15 protein-coding genes and 1 tRNA gene are annotated in these 18,023 nt (G+C 71.3%); 12 read left to right on the top strand and 4 right to left on the bottom strand.

Annotated features, from left to right (window positions below; translation table 11 throughout):
* Positions 1–36: 36 nt before the first annotated feature.
* From IE250_RS17795 to IE250_RS17780, 4 genes are all read left to right on the top strand, one after another.
* Positions 37–519, top strand: coding sequence for a CarD family transcriptional regulator (locus IE250_RS17795; protein WP_116677014.1), 483 nt, complete (start codon positions 37–39; stop codon positions 517–519).
* A 103-nt stretch (positions 520–622) separates the two neighbouring features.
* Entirely contained in the window at positions 623–1,339 is a 717-nt protein-coding gene (ispD, locus tag IE250_RS17790) for a 2-C-methyl-D-erythritol 4-phosphate cytidylyltransferase (protein WP_189670612.1), read from the top strand.
* Positions 1,336–1,884 (top strand): 2-C-methyl-D-erythritol 2,4-cyclodiphosphate synthase, encoded by a 549-nt coding sequence (gene ispF / locus IE250_RS17785; protein WP_189670611.1) that lies wholly within the window; start codon positions 1,336–1,338, stop codon positions 1,882–1,884. Before ispD ends, ispF begins: the two co-directional genes overlap by 4 nt.
* Positions 1,881–2,480, top strand: coding sequence for a TetR/AcrR family transcriptional regulator (locus tag IE250_RS17780; RefSeq protein WP_189670610.1), 600 nt, complete (start codon positions 1,881–1,883; stop codon positions 2,478–2,480). Before ispF ends, IE250_RS17780 begins: the two co-directional genes overlap by 4 nt.
* Before the next feature lie 45 nt (positions 2,481–2,525).
* Here the strand turns inward: IE250_RS17780 and IE250_RS17775 are convergent, their stop codons facing one another.
* The gene (locus tag IE250_RS17775) at positions 2,526–3,860 is read right to left on the bottom strand and encodes a D-arabinono-1,4-lactone oxidase (RefSeq protein ID WP_189670609.1); all 1,335 of its coding nucleotides are present in this window, start codon (positions 3,858–3,860) and stop codon (positions 2,526–2,528) included.
* 110 nt (positions 3,861–3,970) lie between these two features.
* On the opposite strand from IE250_RS17775, the gene IE250_RS17770 reads away from it, so the two are divergent.
* From IE250_RS17770 to rlmB, 4 genes are all read left to right on the top strand, one after another.
* Positions 3,971–5,188: a type III PLP-dependent enzyme domain-containing protein gene (locus IE250_RS17770; protein ID WP_189670608.1), complete on the top strand. Its 1,218-nt coding sequence runs from the start codon at positions 3,971–3,973 to the stop codon at positions 5,186–5,188.
* 34 nt (positions 5,189–5,222) lie between these two features.
* On the top strand, positions 5,223–6,524 hold the full coding sequence (locus tag IE250_RS17765; protein ID WP_229872556.1) for a low temperature requirement protein A: 1,302 nt from the start codon (positions 5,223–5,225) through the stop codon (positions 6,522–6,524).
* A 19-nt stretch (positions 6,525–6,543) separates the two neighbouring features.
* Positions 6,544–7,971, top strand: coding sequence for a cysteine--tRNA ligase (gene cysS, locus IE250_RS17760; RefSeq protein ID WP_189670607.1), 1,428 nt, complete (start codon positions 6,544–6,546; stop codon positions 7,969–7,971).
* 95 nt (positions 7,972–8,066) lie between these two features.
* Positions 8,067–9,053, top strand: a complete 987-nt coding sequence (rlmB, locus tag IE250_RS17755; RefSeq protein WP_189670606.1) for a 23S rRNA (guanosine(2251)-2'-O)-methyltransferase RlmB — start codon at positions 8,067–8,069, stop codon at positions 9,051–9,053.
* Here the strand turns inward: rlmB and IE250_RS17750 are convergent.
* From IE250_RS17750 to otsB, 3 genes are all read right to left on the bottom strand, one after another.
* A complete protein-coding gene (locus tag IE250_RS17750; protein WP_189670605.1) occupies positions 9,050–10,318 on the bottom strand; it encodes a DUF4032 domain-containing protein in 1,269 nt (422 codons plus the stop codon). The two genes, rlmB and IE250_RS17750, sit on opposite strands and share 4 nt — an antisense overlap.
* 136 nt (positions 10,319–10,454) lie before the next feature.
* Positions 10,455–11,573 (bottom strand): ABC transporter ATP-binding protein, encoded by a 1,119-nt coding sequence (locus IE250_RS17745; RefSeq protein ID WP_189670604.1) that lies wholly within the window; start codon positions 11,571–11,573, stop codon positions 10,455–10,457.
* Between the two features lie 152 nt (positions 11,574–11,725).
* A complete protein-coding gene (gene otsB, locus IE250_RS17740; RefSeq protein WP_229872555.1) occupies positions 11,726–14,056 on the bottom strand; it encodes a trehalose-phosphatase in 2,331 nt (776 codons plus the stop codon).
* A gap of 175 nt (positions 14,057–14,231) precedes the next feature.
* On the opposite strand from otsB, the gene IE250_RS17735 reads away from it, so the two are divergent.
* From IE250_RS17735 to IE250_RS17720, 4 genes are all read left to right on the top strand, one after another.
* Positions 14,232–16,067, top strand: coding sequence for a protein kinase domain-containing protein (locus IE250_RS17735; protein WP_189670603.1), 1,836 nt, complete (start codon positions 14,232–14,234; stop codon positions 16,065–16,067).
* 141 nt (positions 16,068–16,208) lie between these two features.
* Complete coding sequence (locus IE250_RS17730; RefSeq protein ID WP_189670602.1) at positions 16,209–17,030, top strand: DsbA family protein; 822 nt, start codon at positions 16,209–16,211, stop codon at positions 17,028–17,030.
* A gap of 119 nt (positions 17,031–17,149) precedes the next feature.
* Positions 17,150–17,225: transfer RNA gene (locus IE250_RS17725), tRNA-Thr, on the top strand.
* Between the two features lie 192 nt (positions 17,226–17,417).
* Entirely contained in the window at positions 17,418–18,008 is a 591-nt protein-coding gene (locus IE250_RS17720) for a hypothetical protein (RefSeq protein WP_189670601.1), read from the top strand.
* Positions 18,009–18,023 lie beyond the last annotated feature (15 nt).

Here is an 18,023-nt window from a genome sequence, read left to right as displayed (position 1 = left end):
TGGTAACCTGGTTTCAGGGAAAGGGGACATCTGCAGATGACGTTCACAGTAGGCGAGACGGTTGTCTACCCGCACCATGGCGCGGCGCTGATCGAAGAGATCAAGGTCCGCAAGATTCGCGGCGAAGAGAAGATGTACCTCAAGCTCAAGGTTGCTCAGGGCGACCTCACCATCGAGGTCCCGGCGGAAAACGTCGACCTGGTCGGTGTACGTGATGTCGTCGGCCAAGAGGGCCTCGACCGCGTGTTCGAGGTCCTTCGTGCGCCGTACACCGAAGAGCCCACCAACTGGTCGCGCCGGTACAAGGCGAACCTCGAGAAGCTTGCGTCCGGCGATGTCATCAAGGTGGCCGAGGTCGTTCGCGACCTGTCCCGCCGCGACGCCGACCGTGGTCTTTCCGCAGGTGAGAAGCGCATGCTCGCCAAGGCTCGCCAGATTCTCGTGTCCGAGCTCGCGCTGGCCGAGCACACCGAAGAGGAGAAGGCGGAAGCGATCCTCGACGAGGTCCTCGCTTCCTGACTCACCCACAGGATCCCTTGCACTTCTGACGCACTGGTCAGGAACCTGACGCTCGCCACGGGATCCTTCGCTTCAATCATGATCCTGTGGGGACCCCGACGAGATGACGACCCTTGCAATCCTGACGGCCGCCGGGTCGGGGTCCCGACTTGGGCGCGACCTGCCCAAGGCTCTGGTGGAGCTGGACGGCTTTCCACTTGTGCTGCACGCCGCGCGGCGCCTGGTGGCGTCGGACGTTGTCGATTCTCTCGTAGTGACCGCGCCTGACGGCCTTGTCGGCATCATGACCGAGCTTCTGGCCAACGATCCGCGCGTACAGATCCCCGTCGAGGTGACCGACGGTGGCCCCACCCGGCAGGCGTCCGTCAGCGCTGGTCTCGAGCTCGCCAGGCCCGGCGACGACGTGGTGCTGGTGCACGACGCCGCACGCCCCCTCGTACCGCCGGATCTCGTCCGGCGGGTCGTGGGTGCGGTGCGCAACGGCCACGGCGCCGTCGTGCCCGGCCTGCCCGTCACTGACACAGTCAAGCAGGTGCGGCCCGACGGCGACGCCGAGCTCGTCACCGGCACGCCCGACCGCTCGATCCTGCGGGCCGTGCAGACGCCCCAGGGATTCGACCGCGACCTCCTCGTTCGCGCCCACCGCACCGGTGCGGCTCGGGCCCTGGCCGAGCATCTCGCCGCGACCGACGACGCCGGCCTGGTCGAGGCCCTCGGCGAACCGGTGTACATCGTGGCCGGCGACGCTGCCGCCTTCAAGATCACCACCGAACGCGACCTGTGGCTCGCGTCCCTCGTGCTGCAGGAGACCAACGCATGACCAAGCCGTCCAGCACGCCGGACCCCGCCAGTCCGGCGCCGGCCGCGTACCCCCTGCCGCGGACCGGCATCGGGGTCGACGTGCATGCTTTCGCGCCGGACGGTTCGGACCGTCAGATGTGGCTCGGGGGCCTGCACTGGCCCGGGGAACGCGGCCTGGCCGGGCACTCCGACGCCGACGTTGCAGCCCACGCTGCGGCCGACGCGCTGTTCTCGGCGTCGGGCCTGGGCGACCTCGGATCGCATTTCGGGACGGGCCGTCCCGAGTGGGCCGGCGCGTCCGGGACCACGTTGCTCGCCGAAGCCGCGAGGCGCGTCCGGGCTGCGGGGTACATCATCGGTAATGTGGCAGTCCAGGTGATCGGAAACCAACCGCGGGTCGGCACGCGGCGCAACGAGGCACAGGCGGCTCTCTCCGCCGCTGCGGGCGCGCCCGTCTCCCTGACGGCAACCACTACTGATGCGCTCGGCCTGACCGGTCGCGGCGAGGGCGTCGCGGCGATCGCTACCGCGCTCGTCGTGCCCGACGGCAGGGGCGAGGAATGAACAACAAGCGCAAGCCGCTCGAGGAGCGGCGGGCCGAGATCGTCGAGGCCGGCCTGAGCGTGGCGATGCGCGAGGGCGTCGAGTCGGTCACCGTGCGCCGCGTGGCTCAGGAGGCCGGGATCTCGCTGGGAACCGTGCACTACTGCTTCGACGACAAGGACGCGATGCTGCGGGCCATGGGCCGCAGCATCGCCATGCGGGCGTCGGAGCCGGTGCTGTCCGCGCTCGACGCCGGGCCGGACCGGAAGGCCCTGGCCGGGGCGACCGTCGACGCGCTGCTCGTGGGCCTCAAGCAGCACCAGCACATGCGGCTGCTGACCTTCGAGTTCGCCGTCTCGGGCGCCCGCACGCCGGTGCTGCGCGAGGTCGCGCAGGCGCACCTCAAGCAGAGCATCGCGATGACCCGGGAGTACCTTCAGCGGCTGGCCGACGTCGTCGGCGTGAAGTTCCGAACCGAGATCGGCACGCTGGCGCGGATGACGGCGCTCCGCATCGACGGCATCGAGCTCGCGTGGATGGTCGACCAGGACGACGAGGCCGCACGCGAAGGGTTCGCCGACCTGGCCGTCGCCGTGTTCGGCCAGATGGAGCCGTAAGAGCTCTCAGGCTCAGGCTCTGCCTATGTCGGCTGAGCCTGCGGTTCAGCCGAAGACCCGCTGGGTGTAGGGGTTCGCGAACACGCCCTCCGGGTCGGCGGCGTCGCGCACCCGGCGGAAGTCGGGGAAGCGGCGGTACTGTCCGGCCAGGTAGTCGGCGTCGCAGCTGTGCATCTTGCCCCAGTGAGGGCGCCCGCCCGCGGCCGTGAAGATCTGCTCGGCGGCGTCGAAGTAGCGCGCGTACGGCAGGCGCCAGTACTGGTGGACGGCCACGTACGCGGTCTCGCGGCCGTACGCGGTGGAGAGCCACACGTCGTCGGCGGGCGCGAAGCGCACCTCCACCGGGAACGGCACGTTCTCGCCCGTCGACCGCTGCCAGGCGTCGAGCTCGTTCAGCACCTCGACGACGGCGGCGCGCGGCACGGCGTACTCCATCTCGCGGAACCGCACGCGGCGGTTCGTGCAGTACACCTCGTGCGACGGCGCCGTGTACCGCCGGGCGCTCAGGGCGCGGGCCGATACCGCGTTGAGCGTCGGCGTGGCCGCGGGAACCGCCGTGGCGATCCGGTTCACGGTCTCGAACAGCCCGTTCGACAGCACCTCCTCGTCGAGGAAGGAGCGGGCCGCCCCGGCGACCTTCCGCACGCGATGCCCGAGGCCGGACCCCGCACTGGTCCCGGCGTCGACGCGCGTGTTGCGCAGGGTGAGTGCGCGGCGCGTGGTGGGGAACCAGTAGAACTCGAAGTGGTCGGTGTCCGCGACGAGGTCGTCGAGCCCCTCGAGGACGCGGTCCAGCGGCCAGGGCTCCTCGACGGCGTGCAGGTCGAAGGCGGGGATCGCCTCGATGGTCACGGTGCTGAGCACGCCCGTGGCGCCGAGGCCGAGCCGGGAGGCCTCGAAGAGGTCGTGCCGCTCGGTGGGGGTGGCGCGGGTGACTTCGCCGTCGGGGCCCATCACCGTCAGGGCCCGCACCCGGGTGGCGAGGCCGCCGAACCGGGCGCCGGTGCCGTGGGTACCCGTGGAGATGGCGCCGGCGATCGACTGCTGGTCGATGTCACCGAGGTTCTGCATGGCGAGCCCGCGCTCGGCGAGGACCTGGTTGAGCTGGTGCAGCCGCATGCCGGCGCCCACGGTGACGAGAGCGTGCCCCGTGTCCGCGTCGCGCTCGAGGCGGTGCAGGGCGTTCAGGTGATCGAGGTTGAGCTGCACACCGTCGGTGGCGGCCGCCGGCATGAACGAGTGCCCGCCACCGACCACGCGGACGGTGTGCCCCTCCTTCACGGCGCGACGCACGGCGTCGGACAGCTCGTCCTCGGAGGCCGGCTGCTCCTGCCGCACGGGCGCGGCACTGACGTTGCGTGCCCAGTTCGTCCAGATCACGGGAGCACTATCCCACGCGCCCGCGTCGGTGAACCAGAGCCTGAACCGGAGGCTCAGCCGTGTCAGCCGGGCCCCTGCCGTGCGCCTGGCCAGGGGAGTAGCGTTCGCTCATGAGCTCCGCAGCAGACACCGCCGCGCGGCTGTCCGTCGCCACGTCCGCCTTGCCCGCGCCCGTCGCCGTCGTGGACCTGGACGTGTTCGACACCAACGCGCTCGACCTCCTCAAACGGGCCGACGGCGTACCCGTCCGCGTCGCGTCGAAGTCGGTGCGGGTCCGCTCCCTCGTCGAGCGCGCGCTCGGGCACGGGTTCACCGGGGTCATGGCGTACTCCCTGCGTGAGGCGCTCTGGCTGGTCAGCGAGGGTGTGCGCGACGTCCTGGTCGGCTATCCGACGGTCGACGGGGAGGCCCTGGCCGCCCTGGCCGCGGACGTCACGGCCCGCGCCGAGATCACCCTGATGGTCGACGACGTCGCCCACCTCGGCCTGATCGCCGCCGCCGAAGTGCTGGTCGGCGGGCCCGCCGGCACGCCGAGCGGCGGCCCGATCAGGGTCTGCCTGGACGTGGACTGCTCGCTGCGCGTCGGCGTCGGGCGGCTGACTGCCCACCTCGGGGCGCGGCGCTCGCCACTGCGGGAGCCCGGCGACGTCGCCGCCCTCGCGACGGTGGCCCAGGCGAAGGGCCTGGCGGTGCGCGGCCTGATGTTCTACGAGGCCCAGGTGGCCGGCCTGCCGGACACGAGCCCCGCCGTCCGGCTGGTCAAGCGCCTCTCCATGCGGGAGGTCAACAGCCGTCGGGTACGGATCATTGCGGCGGTGCGGGACGCCGTCGGGCAGGAGATGGAGCTGGTCAATGCGGGCGGCACCGGGTCGATCGAGGTGAGCGGCGGCGCGCCGGGCGTCACCGAGGTGACGTCCGGGTCCGGCCTGTACGTGCCCGGTCTGTTCGACGGCTACCGGTCCTTCGAGGCACGGCCCGCGGCGTTCTTCGGGCTGGACGTCGTGCGGGAGCCTGCCCCCGGCTGGGTGACGGCGTTCGCGGGCGGGTACGCGGCGTCGGGCAAGGCCGGGGCCGCGCGGCTGCCCCGCCTGTTCACGCCCGGATACGCGCTGAGCGGCCCGGAGGGCGCGGGAGAGGTCCAGACCCCGCTGCGCGTGGCCCGCGGGCTCTCGCCCGACGGCGCGCTGCACACGGGGGACCGCGTCTGGCTCCGGCACGCGAAGGCGGGGGAGATGATGGAGCGGTTCGACCAGGTGCACCTCGTCCGCGGCGCCGAGATCGTGGAGACGGTGCCGACGTACCGGGGTGAGAGCAAGAACTTCGGCTAGGTGCTGGAGCGGGGCATCGGGTAGAACAAGGGCCATGCCCCGTACGCATCACCGCATCCGGCCCATGACGGGCCGTGACCCGCACGAGCCGGCGCGCAGCGCGACCCCGCTGGAGCTGCTGTTCGACCTGGCGTTCGTCGTCGGGTTCGGCGTGGCCGCGGAGCAGGGCGCCCACCTGGTTGCCGAGGGACACGCGGCCGCCGGCGTGCTCGGGTTCGCGTTCTCGATGTACGCCATCTGCTGGGCGTGGATCAACTTCTCCTGGTTCGCCTCCGCCTTCGACACCGACGACTGGTTCTACCGCGTCACCACGATGGTCCAGATGATCGGCGTCGTGGTGCTGGCGCTCGGCCTGCCCGAGATGTTCGAGTCGTTGGTCGAGGGCGAGCAGGTCAACAACGAGGTCATGGTCGCGGGGTACGTCGTGATGCGCCTGGCCATGCTCGTGCAGTGGCTGCGCGCGGCACGGCAGGCGCCCGAGTACCGGGCGACCTGCATGGGATACGTGTGGACGCTCGTCATCACGCAGATCGGGTGGGTCGTCCTGGCGATCGCGCCAGTGAGCGTGCCGGTCTTCTTCGTGTGCGGCGTGCTGCTGGGTATCGCCGAGATGGCAGGCCCCTACCTTTCCGAGCGCCTCCGCACGGACCGCCCCGGCCAGCAGAGCACCCCCTGGCACGCCCACCACATGGCCGAGCGGTACGGGCTGCTGGCCATCATCACGCTCGGCGAGGGCGTGATCGGCACGGTCGCGACGCTGTCCGCCGTCACGCAGGAGTCCGGCTGGACGCTCGACGCCGCCCTCGTGGCGCTCGCGGGCACCGGCCTCACGTTCGGGCTCTGGTGGACGTACTACCTCACGCCCGACGCCGAGATGCTGCACCGGCACCGGGAGCGGTCGTGGGCCTGGGGCTACGGGAACATCCTCGTCTTCGCGGGCCTCGCCGGGGTAGGCGCCGGCCTGCACGTGGCGGCGTACTACCTGGAGGGGCACTCCCATGTCGGCGCCGTGGGGACGGTACTGGCCGTTGCCGTGCCGGTGCTCGTGTTCGTGCTGGCCGACTACACCCAGTTCTGGATCCTGACCAGGTCTTTCGACACGCTGCACATGTTCCTCGTCGCCGGCACCGTAGTGGTTCTCGCCGGTGCCGTCGCCACCGCCGCCGCCGGTTTCCACATGGCGTGGTCGCTGCTCCTGGTCATGCTCGCGCCGGTCGTCACGATCGTCGGTTACGAGGTGCGGGGACACGAGCACGTGGCGCGCCTGTTGGCCGAGGAGGACGGGCGACCCCAGTCCGCCGAGGGCGGCGCCACCGGGCAAGAAATGAGTGCCTGACCGCCGGTACCCTTGACAGGTGACTATCCGCCTGTTTGACACCGCCACGCGCGAGGTGCGCGACTTCACCCCCATTACTCCGGGCGAGGTCGGCATCTACCTGTGTGGCGCCACGGTGCAGGCAGCTCCGCACGTAGGCCATCTGCGTCCGGCGGTCGCGTTCGACGTGCTGCGCCGCTGGCTCACCCGGCGGGGCCTGAAGGTCACCCTGATCCGGAACGTCACGGACATCGACGACAAGGTGCTGGCCAAGTCGGCGGCCGCGGGCCGCGAGTGGTGGGCGCACGCCGCGCTGTACGAGCGTGTCTTCACCCAGGCATACGACGCGCTCGGCGTCATCCCGCCCACCTACGAGCCGCGCGCCACCGGCAGCGTGCCCGAGATGATCGCGCTCATGGAGCGTCTGGTCGAGGGCGGCCACGCTTACAGCACGGGCGAGGGCAACGTCTGGTTCGACGTCCACTCCTGGCCTGCCTACGGGGAGCTCACCCGGCAGAAGGTCGAGGACCTCAGCCCCGAGGAGGGCACGGAGGCGGCGGCGGGTTCGGCCGGCGAGGCCAAGAAGAACCCGCACGACTTCGCGCTGTGGAAGGCCCCCAAGCCGGGGGAGCCGGAGTCGGCGGCGTGGGACACCCCGTACGGGCGCGGCCGGCCCGGCTGGCACCTGGAGTGCTCGGCGATGGCCCGCCGCTACCTGGGCGAGACGTTCGACATCCACGGCGGCGGCCTCGACCTGCGGTTCCCGCACCACGAGAACGAGCAGGCGCAGTCGCGGGCCGCGGGCTACGGGTTCGCGCAGCGCTGGATGCACGTCGCCTGGGTCACCCAGGCCGGGGTCAAGATGTCGAAGTCCCTGGGCAACGGCCTGCTGGTCAGCGAGCTGCTGGGCCAGGCGCCTGCGCCCGTGGTGCGCTACGCGCTCGCGGCCGTGCAATACCGGTCCATGCTGGAGTGGGCGCCCGACACCCTCGACGAGGCGCGCACCACGTGGGAGCGCCTGTCGGGCTTCGTCACGCGTGCTTCGGAGCGGGTGGGCGACGTCCCGGCGGAGGAGGTCGCCAAGGCGGAGCTACCCGAGGCCTTCGCGGTGGCGATGGACGACGACCTGAACGTGCCGCAGGCGCTCGCCGTCGTGCACGAGCACCTGCGGGCCGGCAACACGGCCCTCGCCTCCGGGAACGACGCCGCGGTGCGCGACGAGCTGGTGACGCTGCGTGGGATGCTGGACGTGCTGGGCCTCGACCCCGCGGACCCGCAGTGGTCGACGTCCACCGACGACCGGTACGCGACCGCGCTCGACCAGCTCGTCACGGCTGAGCTGAAGGCTCGCGCGGAGGCGCGTGCCGCGAAGGACTGGGCTACCTCCGACGCGATCCGGGACCGCCTCGCGGCTGCCGGGATCGAGGTCCAGGACTCCGCCGACGGCGCCCGCTGGGCGCTCTCCTGATCTTTTCCCTGGTGGTCGAGCTTGTCGAGACCACCTCGACCGAACCCGCGGTGGTCGCGACAAGCTCGACCACCGGCTGAGAGACGAGACAAACCATGGCAGGCAACTCCAAGCGCGCCGGCGCGGTGCGCAAGGCCGGCTCCAAGAAGGGCGCGCAGGTCGGCACCGGCGGCCACAGCCGCAAGGCGCTCCAGGGCAAGGGCCCCACGCCCAAGGCGGAGGACCGGACCTACCACCCCGCGCACCAGCGCAAGGTAGCAGCGGAGAAGCGGGTCGCTGCCGGGCGGCGGCCGGGCAGCCCGGGCGGGCGGGGCGCCGGCCGTAAGGGAGCGGGCGCGACCGAGGTCGTCGCCGGCCGCAACGCCGTGCTGGAGGCGCTGCGCGCCGAGATGCCGGTCGAGGGCATCTACCTGGCCACGCACCTGGAGTCGGACGACCGCACCCAGGAGATCCTGGAGATCGCGCACACTCGTAGCCACCCGATGTTCGAGGCGTCACGCCTCGATCTGGACCGGATCACCGACGGCGCCGTGCACCAGGGCGTCGCGATGAAGGTGCCGCCGTACGAGTACAGGGACGCCGAGGACCTGCTCGACGCCGCGGCCGAGTCCGGGGAGCCGCCCCTGATCGTGGCGCTGGACAGCATCACCGACCCCCGCAACCTCGGCGCGGTGCTCCGGTCCGCCGGGGCGTTCGGCGCGCACGGCGTGCTGGTGCCCGAGCGGCGCGCGGCGGGTGTGACTGCGTCGGCCTGGAAGGTGTCGGCGGGCGCGGCGGCGCGCGTGCCCGTGGCGCGCGCGACCAACCTGGCCCGCGAGCTCACCGAGCTGAAGAAGGCCGGCTGCTTCGTGGTGGGGCTCGACGCCGGCGGCGACATGCCTGTCGGTGAGCTCGCGTACGCGACGGACCCGCTCGTGCTGGTCGTGGGCTCCGAGGGCAAGGGCCTGTCCCGCCTGGTACGCGACGCGTGCGACGCCGTGGTCTCGATCCCGATCGCTGCCACTACGGAATCGCTGAACGCCGCGGTGGCGGCGGGGATCACCCTGTACGAGGTCGCGAAGCAGCGCTCGGCCGCGAGCTAGGCCTCGACCTCGGCTTCCAGCTCGGCCTCCTCGCCCGGCGGGAGGCCGAGCACGGCGTCCTCGTCGGGGCGGTGCCGCAGCACGTTCTCCACGTAGGACTCTGCGGCCTCGGGCAGGGGGATGTCTCGCTGCGCCTGCTGGGAGATGAACCAGCGGTGGTCGAGGATCTCGTGGAACAGCTGCGCGGGCTCCAGCTTGCGGCGCAGCTCGCGTGGCACGGCATCGATGGTGGGGCGGAAGACCTGGCGCACCCAGGCGTGCGCCACGATCTGCTCCTGGTCGTTCTGCCGGTCGGTGGCGGCGCGGTAGCTGTCGAGGTCGTTGAGCATGCGGCGCGCCTGGTTCTCCTGGACGTCCAGCCCCGTGAGGCGCAGCAGCCGGCGGGAGTGGTGCCCGGCGTCGACCACCTTGGGTTGGATGCGCACCTTGGTGCCGTCGATGTCCGTGGTGATCTCGAGCTCGCCCACGTCGAAGCCGAGGTCGTTGAGCCGATCGATGCGGGCGGCGACGCGCCAGCGGTCCCCGGAGTCGAACGCCTCGGAGACGGTGAGGGCGGCCCACAGCTCCTGGTAGCGCTCGACCAGGGCGTCACCGATGGCCACCTCGTCGACGTCCTCGTCGAGCAGCTCGCCCGCGGTGAGGTCCATGAGCTCGCCGATGATGTTGGTGCGGGCCAGGTCGACGTCGTAGCTGCGCTGGCCCCTCGTCAGCGTGCGGTGCATGTCGCCGGTCTCGGCGTCGACGAGGTAGGCGGCGAACGTCTCGGCATCGCGCCGGAACAGGGTGTTCGACAGCGAGACGTCGCCCCAGTAGAAGCCCACGAGGTGCAGGCGGACCAGGAGCACCGCGAGGGCGTCGATGAGGCGCGTCGCCGTGTCGGGGCGCAGGTCCTGGCTGAACAGGGCGCGGTAGGGCAGGGAGAACTGCAGGTGCTCGGTGATGAGCACGGCCTCGAGCCGTTCGCCGTCGGGCGCCCTGCGGCCCGTGATGACGCCCACGGGGACCACCGAGGGCACCTCGATGCGGTGCAGCTGACGCAGCAGCTCGTACTCGCGGTAGGCGACGGTCTCGCCGATCTCCTTGATCGCAATGACGCGGCCGCCGTGGTTGACGAAGCGGACCACGTGCCGCGAGATGCCCTGGGGCAGTGCTGCCAGGACGTCCTCGGGCCACTCGGCCAGCGGCACGTCCCACGGGAGGTCCAGCAGCGCGGGGTCGGGTGCGACCGCGGTGATCTGGAGGTTCTGCTGGGGCATGGGCACCATTCTGGATGACGGGGGCGCCGAGATAGAACTACGGCGAAGTAGAACTGTGGCGAGATAGAACGCCAGATTGTGCTGACGTTCTATCTCGCCACAGTTCTACTTCGCCACAGTTCTATCTCGGCGAGAGGCCGAGAGATCAGCCGAGGCGCTCACCCGTGGTCGCGGAGAACACGTGCGAGTGACCGGCCTGGATCGAGACGGCGATGACGTCGCCCTTGTCCGGCACGGTGCGCGGGTCGATGCGCACGATGAGCTGGTTGGTCTCACCGGCGGTCAGGTGGACGTCGGCGGCGTCGCCCTTGAGCGAGCCGTAGACGAACGCGTCCGAGCCGAGCTCCTCGACGAGGTTGACCTCGACATCGAAGGAGCCGGGGGTGCCGACCGGGACGGGGTCGAGCGCCTCGGGGCGGAAGCCCAGGGTCACCTTGCCCCCGTCGGCCTCGGTGATCTCGCTCGCGATGGAACGGTCGAGCGGCACGTCGGCCGAGCCGACCTTGACGTGGCCCTCCTTGACGTCGAACGTGCCGATGTTCATGGCGGGGGAGCCGATGAAGCCGGCGACGAACACGTTGTTCGGCTTGTCGTACATCTCGCGCGGGGTCCCGACCTGCTGCAGGATGCCGCCGTTGAGGACCGCGATGCGGTCACCCATCGTGAGGGCCTCGGTCTGGTCGTGGGTCACGTAGACCGTGGTGACACCCAGGCGGCGCTGCAGCGACGCGATCTGCGTACGGGTCTGGACACGGAGCTTGGCGTCGAGGTTCGACAGCGGCTCGTCCATGAGGAACACCTGGGGCTGACGCACGATGGCGCGGCCCATGGCGACACGCTGCCGCTGACCACCCGAGAGGGCCTTCGGCTTGCGGTCGAGGTACTCGGTGAGGTCGAGGATCTTCGCTGCTTCCTCGACGCGCTGGCGGATCTCCGCCTTGGGCGTGCCCGCGATCTTCAGGGCGAAGCCCATGTTGTCCGCCACCGACATGTGGGGGTACAGGGCGTAGTTCTGGAAGACCATCGCGATGTCGCGGTCCTTGGGCTGCACGTCGGTGACGTCGCGCTCGCCGATGAAGATGTGCCCACCGTTGACGTCCTCGAGGCCCGCGAGCATGCGCAGGGACGTGGACTTACCGCAGCCAGAGGGGCCGACGAGGACGAGGAACTCGCCGTCCTCGATCTCCAGGTTCAGCTGGTCGACGGCGGGGCGCTCAGTGCCCGGGTAGACGCGCGTCGCGTGATCGAAAGTAACCGTAGCCATGACAAGTACATCCTTCCACCGGCAGGTACGTGCCGGACGATCCGTTGTGGTCGGGTGCCGTTGCTTCCACTCACGTGTCGGCGGTGACACTGTTGCAGCGCGATCGTACCCCGGTTGGCCAAATCTGCGGTATCGGCCGGGTCACGTCCGGGTCAGCCTTCGCCGCGCAGGGTGCGTGCGAGACCGGCGAGGACGGCGGCGAGCGCGTCGGGGTCGGGCACGCGGTGGGAGGCGAGCGTGTCGCCCGTTCCCACCTTGATCGTCAGGTCGCCGGACTCGAGCGCGCTGAAGGCGTGCTCGTCCGTGGTGTCGTCGCCCGCGTACAGGACGCGCACCTTCTCGACGCCCAGCTCGGCCGCGACGGTGCCGCGCAGCCGGCGCAGCGCCTCGCCCTTGCTGGTGGTCACCACGGAGACCTCCACCACGTCCTTGCCGTGCATGGCGGGCAGGCCCAGGTTGGCCGCCACCTCGTCGGCGGCCACGGTGATGGCGGCTGCGTCGTCCACGCTCGCCAGGCGTGTGTGCACGACGGCGGCCGCGGGCTTGACCTGCACCCACGCCCCCTCGCGGCCCGATACGGCGGACTCGAAGCCCGCGACGAGCGCGTCGAGCTGGCCGGACTGCGTGGTGGTGAGGTTGAACGGGACCCGGTCGACGCCGATGGTGGTGGCCCGCCCGGCCTCCGCGCCGTGGCTGCCCACGAGGAACGTGCCATCGGGTGCGCCGGTGCGCTCGGCGAGGTCGGAGAGGGACCGGCCCGACACGAGCGCGAGCCGCACGGGCGCCTCCTGCGCGACCGCGTGCAGCTGCTCGATGGCGGCGCGCGCGGCACGCGTCATGGTGGACGACTTGGGGTCGTCCACGAGCGGCGCCAGGGTCCCGTCGAAGTCGGACGCGAGCAGCCAGCCCGTGGTCGGCTTCTTGCGTCGCCCGTTCCCGTTGCTCCTCCGGGCCAGCCGGCCCCGGGTTGGGACGCCCTCGGGCGCCGTGGTGAACGCCGTCAGCGCGTCCCGGAGGTTGTGGTGGCGGGGCTCGGCGGCGCGCGGGTCCACCGTGAGCGGCCGTGGCGGCACGGCGGTGAGCACCCCGAGGAAGGTCTCCGACCACTTGGCGACGTCGTCGGCCAGGACCTTGCGGCGCAGGCGCCGCATGCGGCGCCGCTGCTCCCTCGGGTCCATGGTGGCGGCGGCCACGATGATGTCCTTCATCCCGTCGATGTCGTGCGGGTTGACCAGCAGGGGGCCGGGGGAGAGCTCGTCGGCGGCGCCGGTGAACTCGCTCAGCACCAGTGCGCCGCGGTCGTCGGAGCGCGCGGCGATGTACTCCTTGGCGACGAGGTTCATGCCGTCGCGCAGGGAGGTCACCAGCAGCACGTCGGCCGCGAGGTAGAGCGCCGCCATCTCCTCGGGCGGGTAGGAGTGGTGCAGGTAGTGGATGGCGGAGTGGCCCAGCTCGCCGTACTCGCCGTTGATCCGGCCAACGAGGACCTCCACGTGCTCGCGGAGCTCCTGGTAGGCGCCGACGTTCTCGCGGCTGGGGCTCGCCACCTGCACGAGCGTTGCGTGCTCGACGTCGAGCCGGCCGTCGTCGAGCAGCTCGCCGTACGCCTTGATGCGGTGCCGGATGCCCTTGGTGTAGTCGAGCCGGTCGACGCCGAGCATCAGGGTGTCCGGGTTGCCGAGGTCGGCCTTGATCTCCTTGGCCCGGGCCTGTACCTCCGGCGTGCGGGCGAGCGTGTCGAACCGGTGGGAGTCGATGGAGATGGGGAACGACGACGCGCGCACGTGCCGGCCGGGGCGCCCGTCGGCGTCGGGGATCGTGATGACCGGGCCGCGCGTGGTGTACCCGGTGAGGCGGCGCGCGGACCGGACGAAGTTGGCGGCGTCACCGGTGCGCTGGAAGCCCACGAGGTCCGCCCCGAGGAGGCCGTCGATGATCTGCCGGCGCCACGGGAGCTGCGCGAACAGCTCGACCGGCGGGAACGGGATGTGGTCGAAGAACCCGATCCGGAGGTCCGGGCGCAGGTCACGCAGCATGCGCGGGACGAGCTGGAGCTGATAGTCGTGCACCCAGACGACGCCGCCCTCCGCGGCCTGCTCGGCGGCGGCGTCGGCGAAGCGCTGGTTGACCCGGCGGTACGCGTCCCACCACTGGCGGTGATAGGCGGGCGGCGCGATGACGTCGTGGTAGAGCGGCCAGAGGGTGGCGTTGGAGAAGCCCTCGTAGTAGCGCGCGATCTCCTGTGCGCTGAGCGTCACAGGGACCAGCAGCATCCCGTCGGCCGTGAACGGCTCGTGGGCGAGGTCGGGGGCGCCGGACCAGCCCACCCAGGCGCCGTCCGCGCCCTGCATCACCGGCTCCAGTGCTGTGACCAGGCCGCCGGGTGACCTCTGCCAGGTCAGGTCGCCTTCGGGGCCGACCGAGAAGTCCACTGGAAGCCGGTTCGCAACGACGACCAGATCGTACCCGTCTTTACCCGGCAATGTACGGCTCCTTGGTTGTGATTGAGTCTTGCTCTGCAGTGTCAAGACTAGCGAGGTCTCTTCCCTGCTCAGAGTAACGAGAGTGTGTGCCCGATGGGCGAACCCAGGTCTCGCCCCTGGTCAGGGGCTGGATGTTGGCGGGCGGCGTTGGTCGGCGGCGACTACGGTGTGCCTCATGGAGGAGGCCTCGATCGCGCCCTCGGGCGGCCCCGGCCCCGCTGCCGGCTCGCAGGTCGGCGGGTACACGGTCGTGCGCCAGATCGGTTCCGGCGCCATGGGCGCCGTCTACCGCGCGGAGGACGGCGGCGGGAACGCCGTGGCGCTCAAGATGCTGCACCGCCACCTCGACGACCCGGCGGCCCGTGAGCGGCTGCGCCGCGAGGCAACCGCGCTGCAGGGCCTGCGGCACCCGGCAGTGGCCCGCGTGCTCGACGCGGAGCTCGACGGTCCCGAAGCCTTCATCGTCACCGAGCTCGTCGAAGGCCCCACGCTCGAGGAGGAGATCGACGAGCGCGGGCCGCTGGACGCCCGGGACCTCTTCGAGCTCGCCGACCAGCTCGCCGACGCCCTCGAAGCCGTGCACGGCACCGGCGTGGTGCATCGCGACCTCACACCGTCGAACGTGCTCATCGCGCGGAACGGGCCGGTCCTGATCGACTTCGGGCTCGCGCAGGGCCCCGGCGACGCACGGGCCACCCGGACCGGTTTTGTCATGGGCACCCCCGGTTACCTCGCGCCCGAGCTGCTCGACGGCGCAGAACCGGGCCCCGACACCGACTGGTGGTCCTGGGCCGCCGTGCTCGCGTTCTCCGGCACCGGCCGGGCGCCGTTCGGCGTCCGGCCCACCGAGCTGGTGCTGCGGCGCTCGCGGCAGGGTTCGGCCGACCTCGACGGGCTGCCTGCGCGAACGGCACGCGCGCTCGGCGCCGCGCTGCGGGCGGTGCCTGCCGAACGGTGGGGGCCCACCGAGGTGGCGCGGGCGCTCAAGGCGGAGTCGGACGCGTTCGTCGCGGCGGCAGCGGGTGCGGCGGGGCCGCCGACCACGGTCCTCGACCCTGCCGGCGCTCTGCCCGACGACGCGCGCACCGCCGCGGCGGCCGACCTCGCCTCGACGCGAGTCATGCCGCAGGGTGTGCTGCCGGACCGGCGGCCGGTCTCCGCGGCGGCCGGCGGCGCGGGCGTCGGAGCGGCGGCGGGTGCCGCGGCTGCTGCCGGGACTCCTGGTGCGGGCGTCGTGCCTGGGATGGCGCCTGGCGTCGGGCCGACGCCTGGCGTCGCCCCGGCCAGAGGACGATCCGTCACGGGCCGCGCGGTCGGTACACCCCGCCCGGTCCCGCCCTCGGTCGCGCCGGCCAGTGCCCTGGAGCCGGCGAACCCCGCGCGCGTCACCGGCTTTCGGCCGCTGTTCGCGGCGGCGGGCCTCGGGCTCGTGGCGCTCGGCGCCGCCCAGCCCGGGATCGCCGTCGCGGTGCTGGTGGCCCTGATGATCTTGAGCCGCCTGGCCTGGATCGCCGTCGACGAGTTCCGCAGCCGCCGCGCACGGCGCGGACCCAGCAGCACCGACGCGCTCGTAACGACCCTCGCGGCCCCCTGGCACCTGGTGCGCGCGGCGTTCGGCGTGCTGCCCGCCGCGGCCGTCGGGATCTGCGCCGGCGTGATCCTGGTGCTCCTGGGGCTGATGGTGTTCGCGCCGGGCAACGTGATCATCGCCCCGATACCGACGGTCGAGGCGCGGTCGGTGGGTGGCATGAACGAGCCCATCGTCGACAGCCTCGTGCTCGGCGTCGCGATGCTCGTGACGGTGATCGTGTCGTGGTGGGGGCCGGCGTCCTACGGGACGCGGGTCGGAGCCGGGGCGACCCTGCGCCGGATCGCTCCCTCGTGGCTGCCGAAGATCGCCGTCACCGTGCTCGTGCTGGCGCTCGCGGTGCTCGCCGCGCAGCCCCTGGTCGACGGCTCGGTGGACGTGCTGTGGTGGCCGCTGGGCGGCCGGCCCGACGTCACGTGGTGACGACTTCCTGGTCTGGCGCGCTCCCAGGTTGGGTGCCCGGAACGTAACGAAACATTCAGCCGTCTCCCAGAGAGCGCTTGTAAGGTTGCGTCGGGCGCCAGAGGCGCCTCGCCCCATTGGCCCGCATCTCGAAGGACCCCGATGTCGACGAACATGTCCAAGGCGCAGCGCCGAGACGCCGCCCGTGCTGAGGCCCTCGCGCTCCAGAAGAAGCAGCAGTCGAGCGAGAAGCGCAACCGTGTGATCGTGCTGAGCGTGCTCGGGCTCGCCGTCATCGGCCTGATCGTGGCGGTCGTGCTGATCCTCGCCGAAGGCCAGAAGACGGGCATGGAGAAGGTCGAGAACGTCCCCGCGGGCGTGGTCGAGGACACCGGCATCCCGGTCGGCGCCGACGGCGTCGCGGGCACCTCGAACGAGGGTGCGACGACGCTCGATGTCTACGTCGACTACATGTGCCCCATCTGCGGCCAGTTCGAGCAGACGAACAGCGCGAGCATCGCCGAGATGCGCGAGGCCGGCGACATCACGCTCGTGGTGCATCCCGTCTCGATCCTCGACCGCACGTCCCAGGGGACCGAGTACTCGACGCGAGCGGCGTCGGCCGCTGCGTGGGTGGCCGAGAACGCGCCCGAGCAGTTCGCCGCTTTCCACGACGCGATGTTCGCCAGCCAGCCCGCCGAGAACACGCCCGGCCTGTCCGACGAGCAGATCGCGCAGGTGGCGGAGCAGGCCGGCGTTCCGGCCGACATCGCGGCCGGCATCGCCGACGGCGAGGCCACGGACACCTACGAGGAGTGGGTGACGGCCTCGACGGACGCGGCGACCAGCGACGAGTCTCTGGTCAACTCCCAGGGAGGCTTCGGGACGCCGACCGTTCTGGTCGACGGCGAGCGGTTCGAGGGCTGGCAGACCCCCGGCGCGCTGACCGAGGCGATCACGGGCGAGGCACCCGCGTCGGAGTAGGCCACAGGCTGTGGACGGCGGGGTCTCGGACGGTGGTCCGGGGCCCCGCTTGGCTGTGGTCGCCGTCCGCGGTCCCGGACTCGGATTCTCGTGGCGGAAACCGTTAGGCTGTTCCCCGCGCCGCCTTAGCTCAGCTGGTAGAGCTCCCGCCTTGTAAGCGGAAGGTCGTCGGTTCGAACCCGACAGGCGGCTCCAGGCATGACAGCAGGCCAGCACCCGTTCGGGTGCTGGCCTGTTGTGTTTCCGGGCTGACGGGGGCGAACTTCTGGTCCGCGGCGGTTCCCAGTTGGGTGAACTCGCGCCTAGTGGGCACCGAGCGCGCCCACTATGGAGAGGGCGGCCGCGCAACGACGTGCGGCCGGATCAAGGCCCGAAGGGATGAGACCCATGAAGCGATCAATGATGATCTCGGCGGCCGCAGGGGCGGCCGCGCTGTTGCTGGCAGCGCCCGCGGCCGCCGCGCCAGCGGTGTTCGTCGAGCACTTTACCGAGCACAACGAGTTCCTCGCGCAGGAGGAGTTCAGCACACCGGAAGAGGAGTGGTGCCCGCAGGTCGAGTTCCCGGTGTGGGTCGAGGAGGATGCCTCCGGGACGTTCCGCCTGCTCAGCCACGGCGACTCGCCGCTCTACGGGGCGAGCACCTTCAGGATCGAGGGCTCGTTCACGAACCTCGACAACGACCAGAGCTACTCCTTCGCCACTCACGGTCAGGAAAAGGACTCCCTCGTCACCGACCTGGGCGGCGGCCTGCTCTCGATCGAGGTGCAGAGCACGGGAGTGTCGACCTGGTACGGCCCCGACGGCAGGAAGCTGTTCATCGACGCCGGGAGGATTTGGTTCACGGTCGTGATCGACACGAAGGGGACCCCGACGGACGAGGACGACGAAGAAGTCAGCTTCGAGTTCGGCGGCGACACCGGGATCTCGCAGACCGCCGGCCGGGACTTCTGCGACGACCTCGTCGAGTTCATCGGCTGAACGTGGACGGCGCTC

Source organism: Promicromonospora soli (assembly GCF_014653785.1).
Taxonomy (GTDB): Bacteria; Actinomycetota; Actinomycetes; order Actinomycetales; family Cellulomonadaceae; genus Promicromonospora; species Promicromonospora soli.
Note: the sequence above shows the minus strand (reverse complement) of the source record. Positions and strands in the feature narration are given on the sequence as shown.